Genomic DNA, 26,483 nt, shown 5'->3' with positions numbered 1-26,483 from the left:
CTCCTTGGATCGGGGACGGGATGAGGGGCGACCGCGCCGCGGGAGAGGACTCCCGCGGCGCGATCGGGGACGGACGCGTCACGGCTCAGAACTCGCCGAGCCAGGCTTCCTGGGACTTCTCCAGCGCCTCGTCGACGCTCTGGTCGCCGTTGAGGGCGGCCTGCAGCTGCTCGTCGAAGTCGCGCATCAGCTGCTCGGCGACGGGCAGGCCGACGAACTCGTTCGCCGGGTAGCCGGCCGAGTAGATGTCGAAGGCCTCCTGGTACAGCGGGTCGCTGTCCGAGAAGTCCGGCGTCGAGGCGGTGTTGCCGGGGAAGGCGTTCGCCAGCGTGGACAGCTCCGAGTTGGTGTCGGCGCTCATCAGGAACGACACGAGCTTCGCGGCCTCGGCCGGGTGCTCGCTGCTGGCCGAGACCCCGATGCCCCAGGAGGCGAAGGGGATGCCGCGCTCGCCGCTGAAGCCGTCCTCGGCCGGGATGGCCGAGATGCTGAACTTCAGATCGGGGTTCGAATCCCGGATGGTGGCGATGTGCGAGAGGGAGTCGATCATCATGCCGACGCGGCCGTTCGTGAACTCCTCGACCTTGTCCTGCTCCTTCATCGTCGCGGCGCCGGGGGCGATCACGCCGTCGGCGTCGAGCTGCGCGATGTAGTCGACCGCGCTCGTGACGGCGTCGTTGGTCAGGTCGGGCTTGCCGTCGTCGAGCATGCTGCCGCCGGAGGCCCAGACCCAGGACATGACGTCGTTCTGGATCCCGTTGGGCGCGTCGCTCGAGAGCGGGAGCACCCAGCCGCTGGTGTTGTCGCCGAGCGCCGTGATCGCCTTGGCAGCGGTCTCGAACTCGCTGCGCGTCGAGGGGGGAGCGCTGACGCCCGCCTCGGAGAGCAGGGCGTCGTTGGTGAAGAGCGGGTAGACGAAGTTGACGACGGGGACCATGGCGGTCTTGCCGTCGACGACGACGGTGGAGGAGAGCTGGCTCTCGTCGAAGCCGGCGTCCGAGAGCAGCGGGCCGAGGTCGGCCAGCGCGCCCTGCTTGGCGAAGTCGCTGATCCAGGCGCCGTCGAGTCCGACGACGTCGGACATCGTGCCGGCGGCTGCGCCGGCGAAGAGCTGCTCCTTGGTCGAGGCGTACGGACCGCTGAGCAGGTCGACCGTGATGCCCGGGTTCGCGGCCTCGAAGTCGTCCATCAGGCCGCGGAGGGCGCCGTCCGAGAGCTCGGGCTCCCACCACTGCGCGAATTCGAGGGTGACGTCTCCGCCTGCCGCGGAGTCGCCGCCACCCTGGCTGCAGCCGGTCAGCATCGTCGCGGCGAACGCCGCGCTGACGGTGAAGACGACGGCTCTCTTGATGCGAGCACCTTTGCTCATGTCACTCCCTGCAACTCTGCAGTTATCTGCTGTTGTGTGCGCATTCTTGCGCTTGTGTTCTGCGAATGTACCCGGCAGTGCGTGGTCATGCAAGAACCGGCAAGAAATTGCCGAGATGTGCGACAAACGCGGCCCAGATCGCAGGATCGGCCGCCCGGTGCACGCGACAAGTTGCAGGATCCGGCACGGCGGTGTTAGACAACCCCCATGCCCGACACCGACGAAGTCCCCGCCGCGAACGACGTCCCGCTCCGTCTGCCGGCCGGCCGGAAGGCCGATCTGGCCGCCTACGTCGCCGAGGCGGGCGAGGTCACGGTCACGACGCTCGCCCGACGGTTCGCCGTCTCGGCCGACACCGTGCGTCGCGATCTCGATCAGCTCGACGCGGACGGCTACCTCGTCCGCACGCACGGCGGCGCGGTGAGCCTCTCGGTGATGCCCGCCACGGAGAAGCGCCTGGACGTGCGTCTCGGCATCCAGCGCGGCGCGAAGGAGAAGATCGGCGCGCTCGCCGCCGGCCTCGTCGAGAACGGAGCGGTCGTGATGCTGAACGCCGGCACCACCTCCCTGGCCGTCGTCCGGCACCTAAACGATCATCGTGAGCTGACCATCGCGACGAACAATCTGCGCGTCCCCGCCGAGATCGGCTCGAAGACCTGCCGCGACCTCTTCGTCTTCGGCGGTGCGGTCCGCCTCGGCGGCCAGTCGACGGTCGGGCCGGTGGGCTTCGCCGCCGCGGAGCCGGGCGGTGCCGTCGATCTGCACTGCGACATCGGACTGATCTCCGTCGGCGCCGTGTCCGCGGAGTACGGCTACTCGACCAGCAACCTGGCGGAGGGCGTGATGATGAGCGAGATGATCGCGCGCTGCGAGCGGGTGGCGATCCTGGCCGACCAGACCAAGTTCGGCCGCACCCTCTTCGCCCAGGTGGCGGAGCTCGGCCGGGCCGACTACCTCGTCACCGACGCGCCGCCGCCGCCGGAGCTCGAGGACGCGCTGCGCGAGAAGGGCGTGCAGGTGGTGCTGCCACCGGTGGCTCCCGCCCGCGAGCGCTGACCCTCGAGTACTGACCCGCGAGCGCCGACCCGCCTCACAGCACGTTGATCGCCGTCGCGCGCCAGCGGGCGTCCGTGCCCTCCAGCCGGATGGCGACCGCCCGGGTGCGCACCCGGTTGTGCACGAGGACGACGGCCTCGACGATGCCGTCCCGCGGCTCCGTGATCACCACCCGGCCGACGGTGAACGGGATGCGCTGCGTCGAGCGGCCCTTCGCGCTCCGGGCGCGGGCGGCCATCACCACCCGCTTCTGCAGGTGCCGGTAGACGTCGTCGCTCAGCCACCTCGCCAGCTGGTCGATCTCGCGCGAGCCGCCGAGCACCTCGACCACGAGCAGGGTGAGGCAGTGGAGGATCGGCTCGGGATCGGGCAGCTCGGCCCGCGTCGCCGGCTGCGGAGCGAAGAACGCCGCGGCCGGCGTCGCGGGGAGCACCGCCTCCGCCTCCAGCGGCAGGCTGCGGTAGTCGAACGCGTGGGTGGGATGGATCATGCGGCGTGCTCCAAAGGCAGGACGAGTGCCCTCATCGAAGCAGCCGAGCGATGCTCATGTCGGACGGGGAGCAGGACTGTGGATAACCGGGCGCGGGGTGCCGCAGGTGCGGTGCGCGCGACGACGGCGCCTAGGCTTGTCGGGTGTCCACCCTCAGTGACCTCGTCCTCTCCCACGGCCGCTCCACGGACGCGGACGTCGAATGGCTGCACCTCCTCGTCGGCGATCTGCAGCTGCTCGCCGACCTCGCGTTCGCCGACATCGTGCTCTGGGTGCCGACCGCGGAGGGCGGCTTCGTCGCCGTCGCGCACGCCCGGCCCTCGAGCGCGGCGACGCTCTTCTACCGCGACTTCGTCGGGCAGAGGATCAAGGCGGAGTGGCGCGCGCAGGTCGCGGAGGCGTTCGCCACCGCGCGCATCGTCGACACCTCGGCGCCGGACTGGTTCGAGGAGACGCCGACCCGGGTGCGCGCCGTCCCCGTCATCCGGCGCCTCGGCGGCTCGGACACCGCGACGACGGACCAGCCGATCGCGGTCCTCACCCGGCACACGAACCTCAGCGAGACGCGCACGCCCAGCCGCCAGGAGCTGACCTTCAACGACTGCGCGAACGACCTCTTCTCGATGATCGCCTCGGGCGACTTCCCGGACCTGGGCGCGCCGACCGGTCCCCGCCGCGGCGCCCCGCGCGCCTCGGACGGCCTGATCCGCCTCGACGTCGACGGCATCACCACCTTCGCCAGCCCCAACGCCCTCTCGGCGTTCAACCGGATCGGCTTCGCCGACGAGCTCGAGGGCGAGTCGCTCGCCGAGGTCACGACCGGTCTCGTCGCGGGCAAGGTCGTCATCGACGAATCGCTGCCGCTGGTGGTCACCGGCCGGGCGCCCTGGCGGACCGACATCGAGGCGCGGGGCGTCACCGTCTCGCTGCGCGCGATCCCGATCCGCGACCGGGGGGAGCGGGTCGGCGCCGTCGTGCTCTGCCGCGACGTGACCGAGCTGCGCCACCAGGAGCGGGAGCTGATCACCAAGGACGCGACGATCCGCGAGATCCACCACCGGGTGAAGAACAACCTGCAGACGGTCGCGTCGCTGCTGCGGATCCAGGCCCGCCGCACCCACTCCGATCTCGCCCGCGAGGCGCTCACGCAGGCCATGCGCCGCGTCGCCGCGATCGCGGTCGTGCACGACACCCTCTCCGAGGGGCTCGCGCAGAACGTCGACTTCGACGCGGTGTTCGACCGCGTGCTGCTGCTCATCGCCGAGGTCGCGTCGACGCACAACACGACCGTGCACCCCACCTTCACCGGCAGCTTCGGCGACCTGCCGAGCGAGTACGCCACTCCGCTCGCGCTGGCGCTGACGGAGCTCGTCACCAACGCGGTCGAGCACGGCCTGGCCGGCCGGGAGGGCGACGTCGAGATCGTCGCGACTCGCGGCGACGACGAGCTCACGGTGAAGGTCCGCGACACGGGGGTCGGCCTGCCGGAGGGCAAGGTCGGCTCGGGACTCGGCACGCAGATCGTGCGCACCCTGATCCAGGGCGAGCTCGGCGGCACGATCGACTGGCACACGCTCGTCGGCCGCGGCACCGAGGTCACCATCGAGGTGCCGCTGCGCTGGCTGACGAGCCCGCGGGCCTGATCGGCGCGATCGATCGGGTCGCGCCGGAGACGACGCGACCCCCGCTGCCGAGGGCGAGCGGGGGTCGGTGTGCGCCGGAGCGCGACGGAGTGCTGAGCGCTAGGAGGCGCGGCGGGCGCGGGCGGCGCGGCGCTTGAGGGCGCGGCGCTCGTCCTCGCTGAGGCCGCCCCAGACGCCCGAGTCCTGACCGGTCTCGAGGGCGTACTGGAGGCACACCTCCGTGACGGTGCAGCGACCGCAGACCGTCTTCGCCTTCTCGATCTGGTCGACGGCGGGTCCGGTGTTGCCGACCGGGAAGAAAAGCTCGGGGTCAGCGGTGAGGCAAGCGGCCTTGTCGCGCCAGTCCATGCAGGTGCTCCTTGTGTGACAGCGTGCGTGGAGGAACCACGCAGTGTTCGGGTGGGATGATCGAGTCACACCGGCGGATCGGGCGGTTGCCCTGGCCCCTCGGCATGCACCGAGCACCTGCTCCCGCGCACGCCACGAGACCTCGCGCAGTTGCGCGAGGCGGTTCGGGACGGGCCGGACGGCGCTCGGTTCTTCCCGATGGAGGACACCCCGCTCGCACTCGTGCCTCGCGGCGCGGCTGGATCGGGTTGTTCACATCGGCGGAAACCCACGACCCTGTGAGCGGTGAAACGAACTGCACTAGCCTGTCACGGAGGCAGGCTCGAATCAAGAGTGCTGGATGGGATACCGCTGTGATGATGGACGGGAATCGGCCTCCGACCAGGCCGGGAAGCGGTGCGCGTCCCCTCGGACTCCTGCTCCTCGTCGCCGTCCTGGCGCTGGAGACGGTGGCCGTGGCGTGCGTCACCGGGTGGCTGGTCATCGAGCTCCTCACCACCCGTCCCGACACGGTCGGCGGCGGCATCGCGATCGTCGTCCTCTCCGTCATCGCCCTCGCCTGGGTCGCCGCGACCACCGTTGGCACAGCCCGCCGGCGCAGCTGGATCCGCGCCTCGGCCCTCACCGTCCAGCTCGTGCTGATGGCCGTCGCCCTCGGCGCCTTCCAGGGCCAGTACGCCGTGCCGGACGTCGGCTGGGCGCTGCTGGCGCCCGCCCTGCTGGCCGTGGTGCTGCTCTTCCTGCCGAGTGTCGTCGCGGCGACCCGTCGCGATACCGGGGCCGTCTAGCCCCTGCTCCGCCCGGCCTCCGTCGGCTAGCGTCGAGGCATGGACTCCACCAGACTCGGCACCAGCGGCCTCCAGGTCTCCTCGATCATCCTCGGCTGCATGAGCTTCGGCGCTCCCGATCGCGGCGCGCACGGCTGGAGCATGGGGGAGGAGGAGTCGCGGCCCTTCCTCCGCCGGGCTCTCGATCTGGGCATCACCACCTTCGACACCGCCGACGTCTACTCCGACGGCACGAGCGAGGAGTTCGTCGGCCGGGCGCTCGCCGACTTCGCGGTCCGCGAGGAGGTCGTGATCGCGACCAAGGTGCACGGCACGATGCGCCCGGGTGCGAACGGCGGCGGCCTCTCGCGCCGGCACGTCCTCAGCGCGATCGACGACAGCCTCCGCCGCCTCGGGACCGACTACGTCGACCTCTACCAGATCCACCGCTGGGACCCGGAGACGCCGATCGAGGAGACGATGGAGACGCTCCACGACATCGTCCGCTCGGGCAAGGCCCGCTACATCGGCGCGTCGAGCATGTGGGCCTGGCAGTTCGCGAAGGCGCAGTACACCGCGGACCTCGGCGGCTGGACCCGCTTCGTCTCGATGCAGGACCAGTACAACCTGATCCAGCGCGAGGACGAGCGCGAGCTGCACCCGTTCTGCCTCGACCAGGGCGTCGGCGTCATCCCGTGGTCGCCGCTGGCCCGCGGCCGCCTCACCCGCGACTGGGACGCGACCACCTCACGCACCGAGACCGACCTCTACGGCAAGACGCTCTACCACCAGCAGGAGGAGGCGGACCGGCGCACGGCAGGCACCGTCGAGCGCATCGCGGCGGAGCGCGGCGTCCCACGCGCCCAGGTCGCCCTCGCCTGGGTGCGCCAGCAGGAGGCGGTGACCGCCCCGATCGTCGGCGCCACGAAGATGCAGCACCTCGAGGACGCGGTCGCCTCCGCCGAGTTCGAGCTCACGGCCGAGGAGCTCGACGCGCTCGGCGCCGACTACGCCCCGCGCTTCAACGAGGGCTTCTAGGCCGTGAGCTTGAGCTTCTTGCGCAGCGCCTGCACGTGGCCGGTGGCGCGGACGCCGTACTGGGCGAACTCGAGCGCGCCCTCGGGGCCGACGACGAAGGTCGAGCGGAGGACGCCGACGATCGTCTTGCCGTAGTTGTTCTTCTCGCCCCAGACGCCGTAGGCGCGGTGCACGGTCAGGTCCGGGTCGCTGAGCAGCGGGTAGGCGAGGCCGTGCTCGTCCGCCCAGCGGCGCAGCGCCTCCGGGGCGTCGCGCGAGACGCCGAGCACCTCGTAGCCGGCGGCCTGGAGTGCCGCGGTGCTGTCGCGGAAGTCGCACGCCTCCGTGGTGCAGCCGGGGGTGTCCGCCTGCGGGTAGAAGAACAGGATGACGCGGCGGCCGCGGAGCTCCGCGAGCGCGACCGGGCGGCCGTCCTGGTCGGGCAGCGTGAAGTCGGGGGCGGCGTCGCCCGCGGCGAGGCGCTCGTCGACGGGGATCGGGGGGAGGGCGGTGTCGGTCATCGTCTGCTTCCGTCGTTGGTGGCGAAGGTGGTGAGGAGGCGCTGCAGCGAGTCCAGGCGCTCCGGCCCGCTCGCGCCGAGCAGCCCGCCCTCGACGGCCTCGATGATCGCGCAGTCGGGGGAGTCGGGGAGGTGTGTGCAGCCGCGCGGGCAGTCCTCGGCGAGCACGGCGAGCGTGGTGAAGGCGCCGAGGATGTTGTCGGTGTTCACATGGCCGAGGCCGAAGGAGCGCACGCCCGGGGTGTCGATCACCCAGCCGTGCCGGTCGCCGCGCTCGACGCGCAGCGAGACGGTGGAGGAGGAGGTGTGCCGGCCGCGCCCGGTCACCGTGTTGACGCGGCCGATCGCCCGGTGCGCGTCGGGGACGAGCTTGTTCACGAGGGTGGACTTGCCCACTCCGGAGTGGCCGACGACGACGGTCTCGTGGCCGAGGAGCGCCTCGGCGATCTCGTCGACGGGCGGCTCGTCCTGGCTGGAGAGGAAGACCCGCAGATCGAGGCCCTCGAAGTTGCGGAGGAACGGCGCCGGGTCGGCGAGGTCGGTCTTGGTGATGCAGAGCATCGGGGTGATCCCGGCGTCGAAGGCGGCGACCAGGTAGCGGTCGACGAGGCGGGTGCGCGGCTCCGGGTCGGCGGCGGCGACGACGCAGACCATCTGGTCGGCGTTGGCGACGATCACGCGCTCGATGGCGTCGGTGTCGTCGGCGCTGCGGCGCAGCAGGGTCGAGCGCTCGCGGATCCGGACGATGCGGGCCAGGGTGCCCTCGTCGCCGCTGGAGTCGCCGACCACGTCGACCCGGTCACCGGGGACGATCGCCTGCTTGCGCAGCTCCCGGGCGCGCGCCGCGGTGAACTCGTGCTCCTCGGGCGTGCCGTCGCCGATCATCACCGTGTAGCGGCCGCGGTCGACGCCGAGGACCATCGCGATCTCGGCGTCCTCGTAGGCCGGCCGGTTCTTCGTGCGCGGCTTGGTCCCCTTCGGGTTCGGCCGCACCCGGGCGTCCGACTCGTCGTAGCCGTCGAAGTCGTCGAGCACGCCGTCGGCGTCGAGCCCGCTGTCCGTCCACCAGGACACGGGTCAGACCGCGCCCGCGAGTGCGGTCCAGAGCTCGGGGAACTGCGGGAGGGTCTTCGAGGTGGTCGCGATGTCCTCGATCGCGACGCCCGGCACGGCAAGGCCGATCAGCGCGCCGGCGTGCGCCATGCGGTGGTCGGAGTAGGTGCGCCAGCGGCCCGCGTGCAGCGGTGCGGGCTCGATGCGCAGGCCGTCCTCCAGCTCGGTGACGGCGCCGCCGAGGCCGTTGATCTCGGCCGCGAGGGCGGCGAGGCGGTCGGTCTCGTGGTGGCGGATGTGGCCGATGCCGGTCAGCGTGCTCGGGCCGCTTGCGAGCGAGGCCAGGGCCGCGAGGGCGGGGGCGAGCTCGCCGCCCTCCGAGAGGTCGAGGTCGACGCCGAGGATCTCGTCGCCCCCGCGGACGACGAGGTCGTCGCCGTCGCGCTCGACCGTCGCGCCGAACAGCGGGAGGATCCGCTCCAGATGCGCGCCGACCTGCGTCGTCTCGGCCGGCCAGTGCCGGAACCGGACGGTGCCGCCGGTGACCAGCGCGGCGGCGAGGAACGGCGCGGCGTTGGAGAGGTCGGGCTCGATCAGGACGGGGGCTCCGGCGATGGACTGCGGAGCGATCGTCCAGGCGCCCGGGATCGACGCGTCCACGCTCACTCCCCGGGCCTCGAGCGCCGCGATCGTCATGTCGATGTGCGGCTGGCTCGGCAGCGCGCCGCCCTCGTGCGCCAGGCGCAGGCCCTCGTCGAAGCGCGCGCCGGCCAGCAGCAGGGCCGAGACGAACTGGCTCGAGCGGGTCGCGTCGACCACGGCGTCGCCGCCGCGGATCGAGCCGGAGCCGTGCACGGTGAAGGGGAGCGAGCCTCGCCCGTCGTCGGCCACGTCGACGCCGAGCGAGCGGAGGGAGGCGATCGTCGCGCCCATCGGGCGCTTGTAGGCGTACGCGTCGCCGTCGAAGGTGGTCGGCCCGAGCGCGAGCCCGGCGAGCGGCGGCAGGAAGCGCATCACCGTGCCGGCGAGGCCGCAGTCGATCGTGGTGGAGCCGAAGAGCTCCTCGGCCGGCTCGACGACGAGATCGGCGCCGAAGGAGCCGGTGGCGCCCTCCTCGCGGATCGTCGTGCCGAGCGAGCGCAGGCCGTCGATCATCAGCGCCGTGTCGCGCGAGTGCAGGGGCGCCCGCAGGGTCGACGGGGCGCCGGCGAGCGCGGCGAGGACGAGCTCGCGGTTCGTCAGCGACTTGGAGCCGGGCAGCTCGACGACGGCGTCGAGGGCGCCGGCGGCAGCGGGCGCCGACCAGTCCTCCTCGCCGGGGAGCGCGCGGGCGTCGCCGTACGGATCGAACTCGGGAGCGGAATAACGCGAGAAGACCATCGGTTGTCAGAGTAGTCGGCGAACGGACCGACGGCAGGCTCAGGCGGGAGGCGCAGCACGATGGCAGCAGTGATCGACGCCCCGCGCCCCGTGGCCTCGCGACCGGTCCGCGCTCGGCGCCGCGGCTTAGAATCGCGTGTGATGACTCGCGACGACAGCACACGCCCCAGCACCGCCGATGAGGCGCCCGCGACCGAGGAGGCCGAGACGATCGAGGAGACAGTCGAGGAGGCCCTCGACGACGTCGCCCCCGACGCCCCGGTCGATCTGCGCGCGCTCTTCGAGCAGCAGGCGCTGCCCTTCATCGATCAGCTGTACGCCGCCGGCCTGCGGATGACGAAGAACCCCTCCGACGCGCAGGACCTCGTCCAGGAGACGTTCGCGAAGGCGTTCGGCGCGTTCAAGCAATTCGAGCAGGGCACGAACCTCAAGGCGTGGCTCTACCGCATCCTCACGAACACCTTCATCAACTCGTACCGCAAGAAGCAGCGCGAGCCCTACCAGAGCGCGATCGACGAGCTCGAGGACTGGCAGCTGGGCGGCGCCGAGTCGACCACCGCCACGTCGAGCCGCTCGGCCGAGGCCGAGGCGATCGACCACCTCCCTGACACCGCTGTCAAGGAGGCCCTGCAGGCGATCCCGGAGGACTTCCGGCTCGCCGTGTATTTCGCCGATGTCGAAGGCTTCTCGTACCAGGAGATCGCCGACATCATGAAGACCCCCGTCGGGACCGTGATGAGCCGGCTGCACCGCGGCCGGCGCATGTTGCGCGAACGACTCACCGACTACGCACGCGAGCGCGGGATCCGCGCCGCTTTCACCACCGGGAGCACGAAATGACCGACTGCGGCTGCACGAAGGCGAAGGCCGAGCTCGAGGAGTACCTCCACAACGAGCTGTGCAAGGAGGACGCCGCCGACATCCGCGAGCACATGGCGAACTGCCCCGACTGCTCCGGTGAGGCGAAGGTCGGCGTCGTGCTGACCGTCGCGGTGCAGCGCGCCTGCAAGGAGACCGCGCCGGAGGACCTCCGCGCCCAGGTGCTCGGCATGCTGCGTGACGCGCAGAAGAGCCACGAGGCGAGCCCCGCGCGCGTCTAGCGTGCGGCAGCACCCGCCCTCGCTCGACGACCTCCGGCTCGTCGGAACGCGTCCGGCTCGCTGAAGCCGCCCGTTCCGGCGAGCCGGAGGCGTTTCTGCGTGCCGGAGGTGCGGCGGGCTGCTGGCTGACGAAGTTCGGCTCGTGAGTCGACGTCGGGCTCGCTGGATGCGCTGATTCTCGCGAGCCAGGGGTGTTTCTGCGTGCCGGAGGTGTCGGGAGCGGCTGATCGATCAAGTTCGGCTCGTGAGTCGTCGTCGGGCTCGCTGGATGCGCCGATTCTCGCGAGTCAGGGGTGTTTCTGCGTGCCGGAGGTGTCGGGAGCGGCTGATCGATCAAGTTCGGCTCGTGAATCGACGTCGGGCTCGCTGGATGCGCCGATTCTCGCAAGCCGGAGGCGTTTCTGAGTGCCGGAGGTGCGGCGGGTCGCCCTTCGATGATGTTCGGCTCGTGAAACGTCGTTCGGCTCGTCGTATCTGCTGATTCCGGCGAGTCGGGGGTGCTTCTGCGTGCCGGAGGTGGGGGGAGCCGCTGATCGGTCAAGTTCGGCTCGTGGATGGACGTCGGGCTCGCTGGATCCGCTGATTCGCGCGAGCCGGGGGTGTTTCTGCGTGCCGGAGGTGAGGCGGGCTGATGGATGACGACGTTCGGCTCGTGGATCGACGTCGGGCTCGCTGGAACCGCTGATTCTCGCGAGCCTGGGGTGTTTCTGCGTGCCGGAGGTGTGGGGAGCCGCTGATCGATCACGTTCGGCTCGTGAAACGACGTCGGGCTCGCTGAATCCGGTGATTTCGGCGAGCCGGGGGTGGTTCTGCGTGCCGGAGGTGGTCGGGGTGGCCGGCCGAGGCGGCTCGGCTCGGGGAACGGAGTTCGGCTCGCCGGATCCGTGGATTCCGACGAGCCGAACTCGAGAGGGCGAGCCGGAGCCGCCCGCCCCCGCGGAGGAGGCGGCTCCGGGCGGCGTCAGCGCTGGAGCGCCCTGCCCAGCAGGTCGGCCTGCTCGGAGGCGTGGCGCTTGGCCGAGCCCGCGGCGGGGGAGGCGGCGGCCGGCCTCGAGACGACGCGGATCGGGCGGTCGAGCTGCGGAGCGACGTTCAGCGCGATGAACGGCCAGGCGCCCTGGTTCTCGGGCTCGTCCTGCACCCAGACGAACTCCGCGTCCGGGTAGCGCGCGGCGATGGCGCGCAGCTCCTCGATCGGCGCCGGGTAGTACTGCTCGAGGCGGACCAGCGCGATGCCGTCGTCCGGCTTCTTCTCCAGCTCGGCCTTGAGGTCGTAGTGCACCTTGCCGGCGTGCAGGAGCACCCGGGTCACGGCCGATGCGTCCTGGATGCGCGCGTCGTCGATCACCGGCTCGAAGCGGCCCGAGGTGAAGTCCTCGACCGGGCTGGACGCTCCGCGCAGGCGCAGCATCGCCTTCGGCGTGAAGACCACCAGCGGGCGGCGCGGCCGCGAGTACGCCTGACGGCGCAGCAGGTGGAAGTACGACGCCGGGTTCGACGGGCGCGCGACGGTCATGTTCCGCTCGGCGCACATCTGCAGGTAGCGCTCGATCCGGGCGGAGGAGTGGTCCGGGCCCTGGCCCTCGTAGCCGTGCGGGAGCAGGAGCACGAGCGACGAGCGCTGGCCCCACTTCTGCTCGGCCGAGGAGATGAACTCGTCGATGACGATCTGGGCGCCGTTCGCGAAGTCGCCGAACTGCGCCTCCCAGAGCACGAGCGAGTCGGGGCGCTCGACCGAGTAGCCGTACTCGAACGCCATCGCGGCGTACTCCGAGAGCAGCGAGTCGTAGATCCACAGGCGGGCCTGCTGTTCGGACAGGTTCATCAGCGGCAGCCACTCCTGGCCGTTGTCGCGGTCGTGCAGCACTGCGTGGCGCTGGACGAAGGTGCCGCGGCGGGTGTCCTGGCCGACCAGGCGCACCGGGGTGTCCTCGAGCAGGAGCGAGCCCACGGCGAGCAGCTCGCCGAACGCCCAGTCGATCGAGCCGGAGCGGCTCATCTCCTGGCGCTTGGTGAGCAGCTGCTGCAGCTTCGGGTGCACGGTGAAGCCCTCGGGCGGCGAGTTGAACGCGTCGCCGATGCGGGTGACCACCTCGGTCTTGACGCCGGTCGACTCCGGCTCGCCTGGGTAGTCCTCGCCCTGCTGCGCATCCGGCAGCTCGAGGTCGGCCACGGAGTCGCCGTCGGCGCTGACCACCGGGATCGCGCCGGTCTGCGCCGCGTGCGTCTCGGCGAAGGCGCGCTCGAGGCGGTCCTGGAAGTCCTGGTGCGCCCGGTCGTACTCCTCCTCGGTGATGTCGCCGCGGCCGACCAGGGCCTCGGTGTAGAGCTTGCGCACCGAGCGCTTGGCCTCGATCAGGCTGTACATCAGCGGCTGGGTCATCGAGGGGTCGTCGCCCTCGTTGTGACCGCGGCGGCGGTAGCAGATCAGGTCGATGACCACGTCGCGGTTGAACCGCTGGCGGTACTCGAACGCGAGCTGGCCGACGTGCACGACGGCCTCGGGGTCGTCGCCGTTCACGTGGAAGATCGGCGCCTGGATCGTCTTGGCCATGTCGGTCGAGTAGATCGAGGTGCGGGCCTCGTGCGGCGGGGTCGTGAAGCCGACCTGGTTGTTGATGTTGATGTGGATCGTGCCGCCGGTGCGGTACGCGCGCAGCTGCGACATCTGCAGGCCCTCGACCACGACGCCCTGGCCCGCCATCGCGGCGTCGCCGTGGACGAGGATCGGCAGGGTGGTGAAGGTGCCGATCGGCTTGCGGTCCTGCTTGGCGCGGACGATGCCCTCGAGCACGCCGTTGACGGCCTCGAGGTGCGAGGGGTTCGCCGCGAGGTAGACGGGGATCTCCTCGTCGCCCGAGCCGCGGAAGACGCCCTCGGTGCCGAGGTGGTACTTCACGTCGCCCGAGCCCTGGACCGTCTTCGGGTCCTGGGTGCCCTCGAACTCGCGGAAGATCTGGCCGTAGGTCTTGCCGGCGATGTTGGTCAGCACGTTGAGGCGCCCGCGGTGGGCCATGCCGATGGCGACCTCGTCGAGGTTCTCGTCGGCGGCGCCCTGCAGCACGGCGTCGAGCAGGGCGATCAGCGACTCGCCGCCCTCGAGCGAGAAGCGCTTCTGGCCCACGTACTTGGTCTGCAGGAAGGTCTCGAACGCCTCGGCCTCGTTCAGCCGGCCGAGGATGCGCAGCTGCTCGTCGTGGCCCGGCTTCTCGTAGCCGCGCTCGAGCTTCTGCTGCATCCAGGCGCGCTGCTCCGGGTCCTGGATGTGCATGTACTCCACGCCGACGGTGCGGCAGTAGGAGTCGCGCAGGATGCCGAGGATGTCGCGGAGCTTGAGCTGGCGCGAGCCGCCGAAGCCGTCGGTGACGAACTCGCGGTCGAGGTCCCAGAAGGTGAGGCCGTGGTTCTCGATCGCGAGGTCCGGGTGCGAGCGCTGGACGTACTCCAGCGGGTCGACGTCGGCCATCAGGTGGCCGCGGACGCGGAAGGAGTTGATCAGCTCCTGCACGCGGGAGGTCTTCGAGACGCGCTCGGCGAGGTCGACGGCGATGTCGGTCGACCAGTGGATCGGGTCGTAGGGGATCCGCAGCGCGGAGAAGATGTCCTCGTAGAAGCCGCGCTTGCCGAGCAGCAGCTCGTGCACGATCTTGAGGAACTCGCCCGAGCCGGCGCCCTGGATGACGCGGTGGTCGTAGGTCGAGGTGAGGGTGATGGTCTTGCCGATGCCGAGCTCGACGAGCGTCTTCTCGGACGAGCCCTGGAACTCGGCCGGGTACTCGAGGGCGCCGGCGCCGATGATGCAGCCCTGGCCCTTCATCAGGCGGGGCACGGAGTGCACGGTGCCGATGCCGCCCGGGTTGGTCAGCGACAGGGTGGTGCCGGCGAAGTCGCCTGCGGCGAGCTTGTTGCCGCGTGCGCGCTTCACGAGGTCCTCGTAGGCGGCGAGGTAGGCGGTGAAGGTCAGCGTGTCGGCGCGCTTGATGCTCGGGACGAGCAGGGCGCGCGTGCCGTCGGGCTTGGGCATGTCGATCGCGATGCCGAGGTTGACGTGCGCCGGGGCGACGACCGAGGGCTTGCCGCCCGGCTCGTCGTAGTAGACGTTCTGGCTCGGGAAGTCCTTCAGCGCGCGGATCAGCGCCCAGCCGATCAGGTGGGTGAAGGAGACCTTGCCGCCGCGGGTGCGGCGCAGGTGGTTGTTGATGACGATGCGGTTGTCGATCATCAGCTTCGCCGGGATCGTGCGCACGCTCGTGGCCGTCGGGATGGACAGGCTCGCGTCCATGTTGGTGGCGAGGCTCTTCGCCATGCCGCGCAGGGGCGAGACGACGTCCTCCTCCGCGGGGGCGGCGTCCGCGGCCGGTGTGCTGACGGGCGCGTCGGCCGGGATGGGCTGCGCCTTCGGCTGCTTCGAGGTGGTCTTCGAGGTGCTGGTCGCCGAGGTGGCCGGGTGGCTCACCGCTCCGCCCGCGCTCGTCGACACGCGCTCGGCGACGGGCGCCTTTGCGGGGGCGGCGGCTGCGGGGGCGGCGGCCGCGGGTGCCTCAGCGGCGGCGGGTGCGGCACCGCCGAGCTGCTTGCCGTAGCGCTCGAGGATCGGCCACCAGGACTCGTCCACCGAGGCCTTGTCGGCGCTGTACTGCTCGTACAGCTCCTCCACCAACCACTCGTTGGCCCCGAAGTCCTCCGAGCCCTGATCTGTTCCCGCTCCGGTCAACTGGCTCGACACAGCCGATCGCCCACTCTCTCCGTTGATTCGTTCTCGATCATCCGGACGGCACCGTCGCATCCGACACGCCTCTGGGCGTCGTCGCCCGGTCCCGTCCCGGTCGTCAAGCCTAGCCCGGATCCTCCAGCGGCGGTCCCAGGAGGGCCGGAGTCCCCAGCCGCGTCGGAGTAGCGTCGTGACCATGCGCTTCTACGGTGGAACCCCCTCCGGCGACCTCACCTACTCGGACGTCTTCCTCGTTCCCGGCCGGTCCTCGGTGACCAGCCGGCTCGACGTGTCGCTCGCCCCCGGTGACGGCACCGGAGCCAGCATCCCGATCGTCTCCTCGAACATGAACTCGGTCACCGGGCCCCGCCTCGCGGCTACTCTGGCGCGCCGCGGCGGTCTCGGCGTCCTGCCTCAGGACATGCCGCTGCAGCAGCTCGACGCGGCGATCCGCTGGGTGAAGGAGCAGCCGGTCGCCTTCTCCGGCGCGCTGACCGCCGCGCCGTCGCTGACGGTGGAGGAGGCGCTCGCGATCCTCCCCGCCGTCGCGGGCCACGGCTTCGTGGTGCAGGAGGAGGACGGCACGATCCTCGGCTGCGTGCCGGCCGCGCGGCTCGCGACGGCCCTCGAGGACGCCCGGCTCGGCGACCTCGTGCACGGCGCGTCCGCCTCGATCGACGCCGACGACGTCCCGACCGCGCGCGCGGCCTTCGACCTGATGGTCGCGGCCGACCTCGACTTCGCCCCGGTGCTGCACCACGGCGCGCTCGTCGGCACCCTCTCGCGGACCGGCGCGCTGCGCTCCACCCTCTACGACCCCGCGATCGACGACGACGGGCGCCTCCGGGTCGCCGCGGCCGTCGGCATCAACGGCGACGTCGCCGCCAAGGCCCGCGCCCTCGTCGCCGCCGGCGTCGACGTGCTCGTGCTCGACACCGCGCACGGCCACCAGGAGGGAATGCTCCGCGCCCTGCGCACCGTCTCCGCGCTGAAGCTCGGCGTGCCGATCGCGGCCGGCAACATCGTCACGGCGGACGCCGTGCACGACCTCGTCGACGCCGGTGCGGACATCCTGAAGGTCGGCGTCGGCCCCGGCGCGATGTGCACCACCCGGATGATGACCGCGGTCGGCCGCCCGCAGTTCTCGGCCGTGCTCGAGACGGCGGAGCGGGCCCGCGAGCTCGGCGCGCATGTCTGGGCCGACGGCGGGGTGCGCTACCCGCGCGACGTGGCGCTCGCGCTCGCGGCCGGCGCCGCCTCCGTGATGATCGGCTCCTGGTTCGCCGGGACGATCGAAGCGCCGGGCGAGCTGCGCAGCGATGCGAACGGCCGGGTCTACAAGGAGAGCTGGGGGATGGCCTCGGCCAAGGCGGTGCAGGAGCGCTTCGATCGCCTCGACGCCTACGAGCTCGCCCGCAAGCGCCTCTTCGCCGAGGGCATCTCCTCCTCGATGATCTACCTCGACCCGCTGCGCCCCTCGCTCGAGGACCTGCTCGACATGATCACCTCGGGCGTGCGCTCCTCCTTCACCTACGCGGGGGCGCGCAGCGTCGCCGACTTCCACGAGCGCGCACTCGTCGGGCTGCAGTCGGCGGCCGGCTACGAGGAGGGCAAGGCGCTGCCGGTCAGCTGGTGACCGTCAGCCGGTGCCCGGCGCGCGCGTGCTAGAACCGAGCCCATGACGATCGTCGACAACGCCGTGTACGTCGGCGGTCACCGCATCCGCAACCCGGACTCGCTCGAGGACACCTTCGAGCTGATGCGCGACGAGCACGGGATGGCCTGGATCGGGCTCTACCGCCCGAGTCGCGAGGAGGTCGAGGCGGTCGCGGAGGAGTTCGGGCTGCATCCGCTCGCCGTCGAGGACGCGCTGAGCGGCCACCAGCGGGCGAAGCTCGAGCGCTACGACGACGGGCTCTTCGTGGTGCTGCGGCCGGCGCGCTACGTGGACTCGGCCGAGACGGTCGTCTTCGGCGAGCTGCACGTGTTCGTCGGCCCGGACTTCGTGGTCACGATCCGGCACGCGGACTCGCCGGATCTGGCGGCGGTGCGCAAGCGCCTCGAGGAGGATCCGCAGCTGCTCGCCCGCGGGCCGGAGGCGGTGCTCTACGCGATCCTCGACCAGGTCGTCGACGAGTACGCGCCCGTCGTGCAGGGCGTGCAGGGCGACGTGGACGAGATCGAGGACCAGCTCTTCGGCGACGGCCAGGACGACGGGCTCTCGGAGCGCATCTACCGGCTCTCGCGCGAGGTCATCCACTTCCAGCGCTCGGTGCAGCCGCTAACGGCGCTGCTGCGCGAGCTCGCCGAGGCGCCGGACGCGGCACCGGGCGCCGACGCGACACTCGACCACGTCGAGCTGCACCGCGCGCTCCGCGACGTGCTCGACCACACCATCCGGGTGACGGAGGCGGTCGACGCGCTGCGGGCGATCCTCGACAAGGCGCTCACCGTGCACTCGACACTCGTGTCCCGTCGCCAGACGGAGACGGGGCTGGCCCAGAACGACGTGGTGCGGAAGATCTCGTCCTGGGCGGCGATCCTGTTCGCGCCGACTCTCGTGGCGGGCATCTACGGCATGAACTTCGACGAGATGCCCGAGCTGCACTGGCGGCTCGGCTACCCGTGGGCGATCGGGCTGATGCTGGTCTTCGGCTTCGCGCTCTACGCGGTGTTCAAGCGCAAGAAGTGGCTCTAGGAGCCGTTCTGCGGCGGTCGGTCTGCCGGTAGACTCGACGCCATAATGGACGACCCCCCTTCTGCGCATCCGCCTTCGCACCGGCTCGTTCGGCACTCCTCGCTTCCCGTGATCCCGCTCGGGCTGGCCGGGGGTGACCCGCGTGGGCACTGAGTGGCTCCTCCTCGGCGTCGGCCTGCTGCTGACGCTCGGCACCGGCGTCTTCGTCGCGAGCGAGTTCGCGCTGGTCAACCTCGACCGCGCGGACCTCGAGGCGCGGCGCGACCGCGGCGAGACCCGCCTCGGGATGACGATCGCGGCCCTCCGCGTCACGTCGACCCACCTCTCCAGCGCCCAGCTCGGCATCACGCTGACGACGCTGCTCACCGGCTACACGATGGAGCCGGCGCTCTCGACGCTGCTGCGCGGGCCGTTCAGCGGCCTCGGCATCCCGGACGAGGTGCTCACGCCGATCATGACGGTGCTCGCCATCGTCATCGCGACGCTCCTGTCGATGATCCTCGGCGAGCTCGTGCCGAAGAACTTCGCGCTGGCCCTGCCGCGCGCGACGGCGAAGCTGGTCGTGCCGCTCCAGACCGCGTTCACCACCGTCTTCCGCCCGGCCGTCGCGCTGCTGAACGGCAGCGCCAACGCCCTGCTCCGCCTGGCCGGCATCGAGCCGAAGGAGGAGCTCTCCGGCGCCCGCAGCGCCGAGGAGCTCTCCAGCCTGGTCCGGCACTCCGCGAGCGCCGGGCTGCTCGAGGAGGACACCGCCGACCTGCTCGGGCGCACCCTCCGCTTCTCCGCCCTCTCCGCGGGCGACGTGATGACGCCGCGGCTGCGGCTCTCGACCCTCGAGCGCTCCAGCACGGCGCAGGACGTCCTCGACCTCGCGCGGACCACCGGGCTCTCGCGCTTCCCGATCACGGACGACGACATCGACGACATCGTCGGCGTCGTGCACGTGAAGCAGGCCGTCGCCGTGCCGCGGGGCAAGCGCTCCGAGGTCCCCGTCACCGCGCTGCGCTCCGAGCCGCTCCGCGTGCCCGAGACGATGAAGCTCGACGTGCTGCTCACCGAGCTGCGCGGCCGCGGCTTCCAGCTCGCCGTCGTCGTGGACGAGTACGGCGGAACGGCGGGCGTCGCGACGCTCGAGGACCTCGTCGAGGAGCTCGTCGGCGAGGTGGCGGACGAGCACGACCGCTCGCGCCCCGACGTCGTCAAGCTGCCCGGCTCCACCACCTTCCCCGGCATGCTCCGGCCAGACGAGGTCCGCGACCGCGCCGGCGTCGTCATCCCCGAGGAGGGGCCGTACGAGACGGTCGCCGGCTTCGTGATGAGCGAGCTCGGCCGCCTGCCCGCCGTCGGCGACGAGGTGCCCGTCGAGGGCGGCTCGCTGCGCGTCGAGCGGCTCGACGGCCGGCGGATCGACCGGCTCCGCTTCACCCCCGACCCCGACGCGGGCGACCAGGGCATCCCCGACCCGCTGGCCGACGTCGGCCGACCGCACCGAGGACGCCAGGAGGCCGACCATGAGTGACTGGGCAGGAATCGCCTGGCTCGTGGTGCTGCTCGCCGCGAACGCCTTCTTCGTCGGAGCGGAGTTCGCGGTCATCTCCGCGCGCCGCTCCCAGATCGAGCCCCTCGCCGAGAGCGGTCGCCGCAGCGCGATCACCGCGCTCGCCGCGATGGAGCACGCGACGCTGATGCTGGCGACCACTCAGCTCGGCATCACCGTCTGCTCGCTGCTGATCCTCAACGTCAGCGAGCCGGCGATCCACCACCTGCTCGAGGTGCCGCTGCACGCGGTCGGCATCCCGGAGGAGTTCTCCGGCACGGTCGCGTTCGTGATCACCCTGGTGATCGTGTCGTTCCTTCACGTCGTGCTCGGCGAGATGGTGCCGAAGAACATCTCGTTCTCGATGCCGGACCGCGCCGTGCTGCTGCTCGCGCCGCCGCTCGTCGCGATCGCCCGCGTGATCAGCCCGATCATCGTCGCGCTGAACGCGATCTCGAACGGGGTGCTCCGGCTGTTCCGGGTCGAGCCGAAGGACGAGGCGAACAGCACCTTCACGCTCGAGGAGGTGCAGACGATCGTCGACCAGTCCACCCGCGAGGGGACCCTGCGCAGCAACGGCACCCTCCTCGCCGCGTTCGAGTTCACCGAGAAGAAGGTGCGCGACGTCGCGCTGCCGCTCGACGGCATCGTCAGCCTCCCCGCCGGGGCCTCGCCCGCGGACGTCGAGCGGGCCGTCGCCAAGCACGGCTTCTCGCGCTACGTCGTCCAGGGCGACGACGGACAGCCCGAGGGCTACATCCACCTCAAGGACGTCCTCGACCTCGACGGCGACACGGAGGGGCCGAAGTTCCGCCTGCCCATCCCGGCCAAGCGGATCCGCCAGCTGGCCTCGATCTTCGAGGCCACCGACCTCGAGGACGCCCTCGCCATCATGCGCCGCACCGGCGCCCACCTCGCCCGCGCCTTCGACGAGCAGGGCCGCGCCACCGGCGTCCTCTTCCTCGAGGACATCATCGAGGAGCTCGTCGGCGAGGTCGACGACGCCACCCGGAGGTAGGGCGGCTCACGTCGCGACCCACCCTGGTCGAGGCGGTGGATCTCGAGACGCCCTCTGCGAGGGCTGCTCGATCAGCAGGGTCGCGGCGCCTCCGGAGAGGTGCCGGGGACTGTCGCGCAGCCTGCTGGTCGAGTAGCCCGCAGGGCGTATCGAGACCCACCGCCGCCGTGCCTCCGGGAGCGAGCCTCCTCCACAGCCCTGATGCGCGGGCCTCCTCCCCTTCCTCGCTGTCTGGGCCGCCCTGGTGTCGGTGGTCCCTGCTTCAATACTCGTATGACGGAGTTCGGATCGACGGAAGAGGTGCTCGAGCACCTGCGCGCACTCGGTGACCGCGCTGCCGCGAACGCCCGCGCTGCCGCCCAGCGCCGCCTCACCGAGGCCGAGTTCCTCTACGACTTCCACCGCACCGCCCTCTCCCACCCCGACGCGTTCGCCCGCGGCTCGTCCCGCAGCGAGACGTGTGACCTGGTCGAGCGCTCGATCCGCGCCGAGCTCGCCGTCGCGGAGGGCCTGCCGGAGCAGGTGATCGCGCGCCGTCTCGAGAACGCGCAGCTGCTGATGGAGCATCTGCCGCTGACTCGGGCGCTGCTCGAGCAGGCGCGCCTGCACTGGGAGGAGGGTGAGGCGATCTGCGCCACCGCGAGCACTCTGCCCGAGGGGTCCCGCGCCGGGCTGGACGAGCGCGTGGCCGACGCCGTGGACACGCTGACGCTCACTCAGCTGCGCCGTGCACTGCGTCGCTGGCGGGAGGAGCTGCACGAGGAACCCCTCGCAGAGCGTCACGTCCGCGCCCGAGCGGACCGCGCCGTGTGGATCACGCCGGACGTGGACGGGATGGCGACGCTCTGCCTGCACGGGCCGGCTCCGGCCGTGATGGGCGCCTACGACCGGGCCGACCGGATGGCCCGCGCCCTCCGCGACGCGGGTGACGAGCGCACGCTCTCGCAGCTGCGCGCGGACGTCGCCGTGGACCTGCTCTGCGACGGCGATGTCTTCGGTACCACTCCCGACACTGAGGATCGGCCCGACCCGTCGTTCGTCCCTGGGGTGCGCGCGGAGGTGCGGCTCACGCTCGCGGCATCGACGGCCGTGGATCTGGACGACGAGCCCGCGGAGCTCGATGGCTACGGCCCCGTCCCCGCCGACGTCGCGCGGGAGCTGATCCGGACGGCGGCGTCGTTCACCCGGGTCCTCACCGACCCGGATACCGGGGCCGTCGTCTCCGTCGGTCGCACGCAGCGCCTCCCGCCGGCGCGGATGCGCCTTCACCTCCAGCTGCGCGATCAGACCTGCCGCTTCGCGGGCTGCACCCGGACCGCCGCTCGCAGCGAGGCGGACCACACGATCGAGTGGCGGGGCGGCGGCGAGACCTCGCTCGAGAACCTCGTCTCGCTCTGCACCAGCCACCACCACCTCCGGCACGGCGACCGGTGGAGCTAGGGCAAGGACAACGGCGGGACCGTCGTCTGGACCACCCCGACCGGCCGGAGGATCAGCACCCGGCCGTCCCCGCTGCCCGGCAGGCCGCCGGACCCACCGCCGGGGCCCCGCTTCGTGGACGCACCGCCACCGTTCTGACGATGGTGGATCTCGATACGCCCGCTGCGCGGGCTACTCGATCAGCAGGCAGGCTGCCCCGGGCCTGCCGGTGCACGGCAGGGCGCGCCGGGCCTGCCGGCGCAAGGCGGGGCGCGCCGCTCCCGCCGGCGCACGGCAGGGCGTGCTGGTCGAGCAGACCGCGGGAGGGCGCTGTCGGAGGTGCGACCTAGGCTGGCGGGATGACGGATGGGCAGAGCGGTTTCGGGCTCGCTGAGGCGGCATCGGTCGTGCGGCTGCCGCGGGGTGACGACGACAAGTACAGCCGCGGGGTGCTCGGGATCGCGACCGGGTCCGAGCGCTACCCGGGGGCGGCAGTGCTCGGCGTCGAGGCGGCGGTGCGCACCGGCCTCGGCATGGTCCGCTACCTCGGACCGGAGCGGCCCTCCGCGCTCGTGCTCGCGCGCCGGCCCGAGGTCGTCACCTCGGCGGGTCGCGTGCAGGCGTGGCTCCTCGGCTCCGGGACCAGCGCCGACGACCGCTCGGACGACGAGCGCGGCGCCCTGCTCGAGCAGCTGCACTCCGGAGTGCCCGTCGTGCTCGACGCCGGTGCGCTCGACCTGATCGGCGAGGCGCGGGGACCCGTCGTCGTCACCCCGCACTACCGCGAGCTCGCCGGCATGCTCTCCCGCGCCGGAGTCGACGTCGACGCCGCGGCGATCGCCGCCGACGCGAGCGGCTGGGCACGGCGCGCCGCCGACCGCTTCGGCGCCTGCGTGCTGCTCAAGGGCGGTACGACCCACGTGGTCTCCGGCGACGTCGCCCACGAGGTCAGCGGGTCGACGCCGTGGCTCGCGACCGCGGGCAGCGGCGACGTGCTCGGGGGAGTGCTCGGCGCGCTGCTGGCGGGCCGAGCCGCCGACGCCGAGAGCCGCGGCACGCCCTCGACGACGCCGAGCTCGCCGCGATCGCCGCGGCGGCCGCGGTCCTGCACGCGCAGGCCGGCGCCGATGCCTCGCGGGGCGGGCCGATCGCGGCCCTGGACATCGCCGAGCACCTCCCCGGCGTCGTCGCCCGGCTCCTCGGCGGAGCGACCGGCGCGGAGGGCACGGGCGGGCGGTGAACCGATCGCGGCCCCGCGCCGTTGTCAGGGGAGAGGCGGAGTACCGCGCGATCCGGGCATCATCGGAGCCGCACAGCCGCCTCATCGGAACCCCCTAGGTCCCGGCCGTAGCGTCGGGAACGACAGCCGCGTCAGCCCTCAGCCGCGTCCGCCCCATCAGGAGAACAGACATGACCGCGAAGACCACGACTCCCGTCCGCTACGCCCTCACCCTCCTCGCCGGAGCCGGCACCCTCGCCGCCCTCGCCGCCTGCTCGAGCACCGCCACCGCCGGGACCGAGGACGGCGCCTCGAGCTCCGCCGCGACCAGCGCGCCCGCCGCGACCTCCGGCTCCGAGTCGACCGGCTCCGCCGCGACCGGCGCCTACGCCGACGGCACCTACGAGGCCGACGGCTCCTACACCTCGCCCGGCGGCAACGAGTCCGTCGGCGTCTCGCTGACCCTCGAGTCCGGCGTCGTCACGGCCGTCACCGTCACCCCCGAGTCGGAGAACCCGACCGGCCAGCAGTACCAGGAGCGCTTCGCGAGCGGCATCTCGGGCGAGGTCGTCGGCAAGAGCCTCGACGAGCTCGACGTGACCAAGGTCTCCGGCTCCTCGCTCACCTCCGGCGGCTTCAACGACGCCGTCGAGACGATCAAGGCCGATGCCGCCGCCTGATTCCCTGCCCCCGCTCGATCCTGAGCCGTCGCTCGCCAGCGACTGGCGGTTCGACGCCATCGGCACCGTCTGGCAGATCGACACCGCCGCGCCGCTCGGCCCGGCCGTGCGCGCGCGGGTCGACGCGCGGATCGAGGCCTACGACCGCACCTGGTCCCGCTTCCGCGACGACTCCGCGGTCTCGCTCCTGCGCACCGAGACCGGTGAGCACGTCTTCCCGCCGGAGGCCGAGGCGCTGTTCGGCCTCTACGACGAGCTCTTCGCGCTGACCGGGGGCGGCGTCACGCCGTTCGTCGGCGACGCGCTCGAGCAGCTCGGCTACGACGCGGCCTACTCGCTGGTGCCGCGCGGCCCCGGCGCCCCGGCCCCGTCCTGGGCCGAAGCCCGCGCCGGCGGGGGAGCGACCGTCCGCACTCGCGCCGGGGTCGTCCTCGACGTCGGCGCGGCGGGCAAGGGGCAACTGGTCGACCTCGTCCTGGCCGAGCTCGCGGCGGCGGGGATCGACCGCGCCGTCGTCGATGCGAGCGGCGACCTCCGCGCCCGCGGCGCCGGCGTGCTCCGCGTGGGCCTCGAGCACCCCTTCGACCCGCGCCGCGCCATCGGCATCGCCGAGCCGGGCGAGCGCGCCCTCTGCGCCTCCGCCGGCAACCGCCGTGTCTGGGGCGACGGACTGCACCACGTCCTCGACGGCAGGACCGGCCGCCCCGTCGACACGGTCGTGGCGACCTGGGTCGTCGCCGACAGCACGCTCGTCGCCGACGGGCTGGCCACCGCGCTCTTCGTCGCCCCGCCCGAGGCGCTCGCCGAGTCCTTCGACTTCGAGTTCGTCCGCGTGCTCAGCGACGGCGGCCTCCACTACTCGTCCCGCTTCCCCGGAGAGGTCTTCTGATGCTCGGCTCCCTCGATCGCGCCCTCGGCCGCATCACCATGTACCGCCTCGTCTGGCTCGTGCTCGCCGCGCTGCTGCTCGTCGCGCTCGGCTACTCCGCCGCCGGGCTGATCTTCTTCACCCCGATCGAGATCGCCGCCACCGCGGTCGTCGCCGTCGTCTCGACGACCGGCGCGACCTGGCTGATCTCGCTCCTGGTCCGCTCGCCGGCGCACCTCGAGTCGTCGCTGGTGACCGGGCTGCTGATCGCGTTCCTGCTCTTCCCCACGGCCGAGCCGCGCGCGCTGCTCGTCGTGGCGCTGATCGGGGTGATCGCCGCCGCCTCGAAGTACCTGCTGGTCTGGCGCGGCCGCCACGTCTTCAATCCGGCCGCGGTCGCGGTGCTGATCATCGGGATCGCGCAGGGCCTGCTGCAGGACACCCCGTTCGCGGGCACTCTCACCGCGGCGGCCTGGGCGCTGCCGACCGGAGCGCTCTGGCCCTGGGTGCTCGCGGGCGCGCTCGTCGTCGTCGCGCGGGTGCGGCGCTGGGCGATCGTGGTCGTCTTCGTCGCGGTCGCCGCGGCCGTCTCGGTGGCCAACTCGGTGCTGAGCGGGCAGGAGCCCGGAGCGGCGCTCTCGCTCGTGCTGACCGCCTACCCGTTCGTCTTCGCGGGAGCCTTCATGCTCACGGAGCCGCTGACCCTGGCGCCGCGCCGGTCGCAGCAGCTCGTCGTCGCCGTCGTCGCGGCCCTGCTCACGACGGTGCCGTTCTCGATCGGCCCGCTGCACGCGAGCCCCGAGCTCGGCCTGGTCGCCGGCAACGCGATCGCCTTCTTCTTCGGCCAGCGCCGGCGCCTCGCGCTCGAGCTGCGCTCCTCGAGCGAGATCGCGCCGGGGATCACGGAGTACCGGTTCGCACCGCGGACGCCGGTGCGCTTCGAGGCGGGCCAGTGGCTCGAGCTCGACGTGCCGCACCGCTCGGACCGCCGGGGCAGCCGCCGCACCTTCTCCATCGCCTCCGCTCCGGCCGACGGCGAGCTCGCCGTCGCGATGCGGCTGCCCGAGAAGGCGAGCAGCTTCAAGCGCGCGCTCGCCGCGCTCCCGCCCGGCGCCGTGGTCCGGGCGACGAGCGTCGGCGGCGACTTCGTGCTGCCGGCCGATCCGGCGACTCCGCTGCTGCTCGTGGCCGGCGGGATCGGCATCACGCCGTTCGCGAGTCAGCTGCGGGCCGTCGCCGCGGGGCCGGCGCGGGACGTGGTGGTCGTCTACGCGGCCGCCCGCCTGGAGGACGTCGCGTACCGCGAGCTGCTCCACGCCTCCGGAGCCCGAGTCGTCCTGGTCTCGCCGGAGGCGCCCGCCGCACTGCCGGACGGCTGGTCGCACGTCGCGGGCCGGATCACGGCCGAGCGGCTCGCCGACGCCGTTCCCGACGCTCCGCGCCGGGTCGGCTTCGTCTCCGGCTCGCCCGCGTTCGTCGACTCGGTGCGCGGTGCCCTGCGCTCGGCCGGTGCCACCAAGATCCGCACCGACGCCTTCGCGGGCTACTGATGCGCGGGGGATCCGTTCAGGGGGAGGTCCACGGGTCCCT

At 72.2% G+C, this 26,483-nt stretch carries 22 protein-coding genes and 1 pseudogene; 16 read left to right on the top strand and 7 right to left on the bottom strand.

Annotated features, from left to right (window positions below; all coding sequences use genetic code 11):
• Positions 1-85 precede the first annotated feature (85 nt).
• Positions 86-1,369: a sugar ABC transporter substrate-binding protein gene (locus GSU72_RS13430; RefSeq protein WP_159985516.1), complete on the bottom strand. Its 1,284-nt coding sequence runs from the start codon at positions 1,367-1,369 to the stop codon at positions 86-88.
• Positions 1,370-1,576: 207 nt separating this feature from the next.
• Between GSU72_RS13430 and GSU72_RS13425 the strand changes: the two genes are divergently transcribed.
• Positions 1,577-2,425, top strand: a complete 849-nt coding sequence (locus tag GSU72_RS13425) for a DeoR/GlpR family DNA-binding transcription regulator (RefSeq protein ID WP_159985515.1) — start codon at positions 1,577-1,579, stop codon at positions 2,423-2,425.
• Between the two features lie 34 nt (positions 2,426-2,459).
• Here GSU72_RS13425 and GSU72_RS13420 read toward each other — a convergent pair whose 3' ends face one another.
• Entirely contained in the window at positions 2,460-2,915 is a 456-nt protein-coding gene (locus GSU72_RS13420; RefSeq protein ID WP_244255813.1) for an Rv3235 family protein, read from the bottom strand.
• Positions 2,916-3,058: 143 nt separating this feature from the next.
• Between GSU72_RS13420 and GSU72_RS13415 the strand changes: the two genes are divergently transcribed.
• Entirely contained in the window at positions 3,059-4,558 is a 1,500-nt protein-coding gene (locus tag GSU72_RS13415) for a PAS domain-containing sensor histidine kinase (protein WP_159985514.1), read from the top strand.
• Between the two features lie 99 nt (positions 4,559-4,657).
• Here the strand turns inward: GSU72_RS13415 and GSU72_RS13410 are convergent, their stop codons facing one another.
• Positions 4,658-4,906: a WhiB family transcriptional regulator gene (locus GSU72_RS13410; protein ID WP_056045195.1), complete on the bottom strand. Its 249-nt coding sequence runs from the start codon at positions 4,904-4,906 to the stop codon at positions 4,658-4,660.
• A 455-nt stretch (positions 4,907-5,361) separates the two neighbouring features.
• Between GSU72_RS13410 and GSU72_RS13405 the strand changes: the two genes are divergently transcribed.
• Together GSU72_RS13405 and GSU72_RS13400 are read left to right on the top strand one after the other, a co-directional pair.
• Positions 5,362-5,694 (top strand): hypothetical protein, encoded by a 333-nt coding sequence (locus GSU72_RS13405; protein WP_244255812.1) that lies wholly within the window; start codon positions 5,362-5,364, stop codon positions 5,692-5,694.
• A gap of 39 nt (positions 5,695-5,733) precedes the next feature.
• On the top strand, positions 5,734-6,711 hold the full coding sequence (locus GSU72_RS13400) for an aldo/keto reductase (protein ID WP_159985512.1): 978 nt from the start codon (positions 5,734-5,736) through the stop codon (positions 6,709-6,711).
• Here the strand turns inward: GSU72_RS13400 and bcp are convergent.
• The 3 genes from bcp to aroA are packed head-to-tail and all read right to left on the bottom strand — an operon-like array spanning position 6,708 to position 9,643.
• Entirely contained in the window at positions 6,708-7,211 is a 504-nt protein-coding gene (gene bcp / locus GSU72_RS13395) for a thioredoxin-dependent thiol peroxidase (RefSeq protein WP_159985511.1), read from the bottom strand. The two genes, GSU72_RS13400 and bcp, sit on opposite strands and share 4 nt — an antisense overlap.
• Complete coding sequence (gene rsgA, locus GSU72_RS13390) at positions 7,208-8,284, bottom strand: ribosome small subunit-dependent GTPase A (protein ID WP_208545058.1); 1,077 nt, start codon at positions 8,282-8,284, stop codon at positions 7,208-7,210. The genes bcp and rsgA overlap by 4 nt, the downstream gene beginning before the upstream one ends.
• 3 nt (positions 8,285-8,287) lie before the next feature.
• Positions 8,288-9,643, bottom strand: a complete 1,356-nt coding sequence (gene aroA, locus GSU72_RS13385; protein ID WP_159985510.1) for a 3-phosphoshikimate 1-carboxyvinyltransferase — start codon at positions 9,641-9,643, stop codon at positions 8,288-8,290.
• A 141-nt stretch (positions 9,644-9,784) separates the two neighbouring features.
• Between aroA and GSU72_RS13380 the strand changes: the two genes are divergently transcribed.
• Positions 9,785-10,483, top strand: a complete 699-nt coding sequence (locus GSU72_RS13380) for a sigma-70 family RNA polymerase sigma factor (RefSeq protein WP_159985509.1) — start codon at positions 9,785-9,787, stop codon at positions 10,481-10,483.
• Entirely contained in the window at positions 10,480-10,743 is a 264-nt protein-coding gene (locus GSU72_RS13375; protein WP_159985508.1) for a zf-HC2 domain-containing protein, read from the top strand. The genes GSU72_RS13380 and GSU72_RS13375 overlap by 4 nt, the downstream gene beginning before the upstream one ends.
• 961 nt (positions 10,744-11,704) lie before the next feature.
• Here GSU72_RS13375 and GSU72_RS13370 read toward each other — a convergent pair.
• Complete coding sequence (locus tag GSU72_RS13370; RefSeq protein ID WP_208545057.1) at positions 11,705-15,469, bottom strand: multifunctional oxoglutarate decarboxylase/oxoglutarate dehydrogenase thiamine pyrophosphate-binding subunit/dihydrolipoyllysine-residue succinyltransferase subunit; 3,765 nt, start codon at positions 15,467-15,469, stop codon at positions 11,705-11,707.
• A gap of 181 nt (positions 15,470-15,650) precedes the next feature.
• Between GSU72_RS13370 and GSU72_RS13365 the strand changes: the two genes are divergently transcribed.
• The 10 genes and pseudogenes from GSU72_RS13365 to GSU72_RS13325 all read left to right on the top strand — a co-directional run bounded on the left by GSU72_RS13365 (position 15,651) and on the right by GSU72_RS13325 (position 26,443).
• A complete protein-coding gene (locus GSU72_RS13365; RefSeq protein ID WP_159986826.1) occupies positions 15,651-17,090 on the top strand; it encodes a GuaB1 family IMP dehydrogenase-related protein in 1,440 nt (479 codons plus the stop codon).
• Positions 17,091-17,132: 42 nt separating this feature from the next.
• On the top strand, positions 17,133-18,152 hold the full coding sequence (gene corA, locus GSU72_RS13360; RefSeq protein WP_159985506.1) for a magnesium/cobalt transporter CorA: 1,020 nt from the start codon (positions 17,133-17,135) through the stop codon (positions 18,150-18,152).
• A 133-nt stretch (positions 18,153-18,285) separates the two neighbouring features.
• Positions 18,286-19,671 carry a hemolysin family protein gene (locus GSU72_RS13355; RefSeq protein WP_159985505.1) on the top strand — a complete coding sequence of 462 codons (1,386 nt, stop codon included), beginning with the start codon at positions 18,286-18,288 and terminating at the stop codon, positions 19,669-19,671.
• Complete coding sequence (locus GSU72_RS13350; protein WP_159985504.1) at positions 19,664-20,707, top strand: hemolysin family protein; 1,044 nt, start codon at positions 19,664-19,666, stop codon at positions 20,705-20,707. The genes GSU72_RS13355 and GSU72_RS13350 overlap by 8 nt, the downstream gene beginning before the upstream one ends.
• 273 nt (positions 20,708-20,980) lie before the next feature.
• Positions 20,981-22,147: an HNH endonuclease signature motif containing protein gene (locus GSU72_RS13345; protein WP_159985503.1), complete on the top strand. Its 1,167-nt coding sequence runs from the start codon at positions 20,981-20,983 to the stop codon at positions 22,145-22,147.
• A 338-nt stretch (positions 22,148-22,485) separates the two neighbouring features.
• A pseudogene (locus GSU72_RS13340) lies at positions 22,486-23,106 on the top strand (ADP/ATP-dependent (S)-NAD(P)H-hydrate dehydratase); the annotation flags it as partial.
• A complete protein-coding gene (locus tag GSU72_RS21915; protein WP_348272759.1) occupies positions 23,091-23,366 on the top strand; it encodes a hypothetical protein in 276 nt (91 codons plus the stop codon). The pseudogene GSU72_RS13340 and the gene GSU72_RS21915, both read left to right, overlap by 16 nt.
• A 170-nt stretch (positions 23,367-23,536) precedes the next feature.
• The gene (locus GSU72_RS13335; RefSeq protein WP_159985502.1) at positions 23,537-24,025 is read left to right on the top strand and encodes an FMN-binding protein; all 489 of its coding nucleotides are present in this window, start codon (positions 23,537-23,539) and stop codon (positions 24,023-24,025) included.
• On the top strand, positions 24,012-24,914 hold the full coding sequence (locus GSU72_RS13330; protein WP_159985501.1) for an FAD:protein FMN transferase: 903 nt from the start codon (positions 24,012-24,014) through the stop codon (positions 24,912-24,914). The genes GSU72_RS13335 and GSU72_RS13330 overlap by 14 nt, the downstream gene beginning before the upstream one ends.
• Positions 24,914-26,443 carry an RnfABCDGE type electron transport complex subunit D gene (locus tag GSU72_RS13325; protein ID WP_159985500.1) on the top strand — a complete coding sequence of 510 codons (1,530 nt, stop codon included), beginning with the start codon at positions 24,914-24,916 and terminating at the stop codon, positions 26,441-26,443. The genes GSU72_RS13330 and GSU72_RS13325 overlap by 1 nt, the downstream gene beginning before the upstream one ends.
• Positions 26,444-26,483: the final 40 nt, after the last annotated feature.

The organism is Rathayibacter sp. VKM Ac-2760 (assembly GCF_009834185.1).
Classification (GTDB): domain Bacteria; phylum Actinomycetota; class Actinomycetes; order Actinomycetales; family Microbacteriaceae; genus Rathayibacter.
This window is presented reverse-complemented; position numbering and strand designations above follow the sequence as displayed.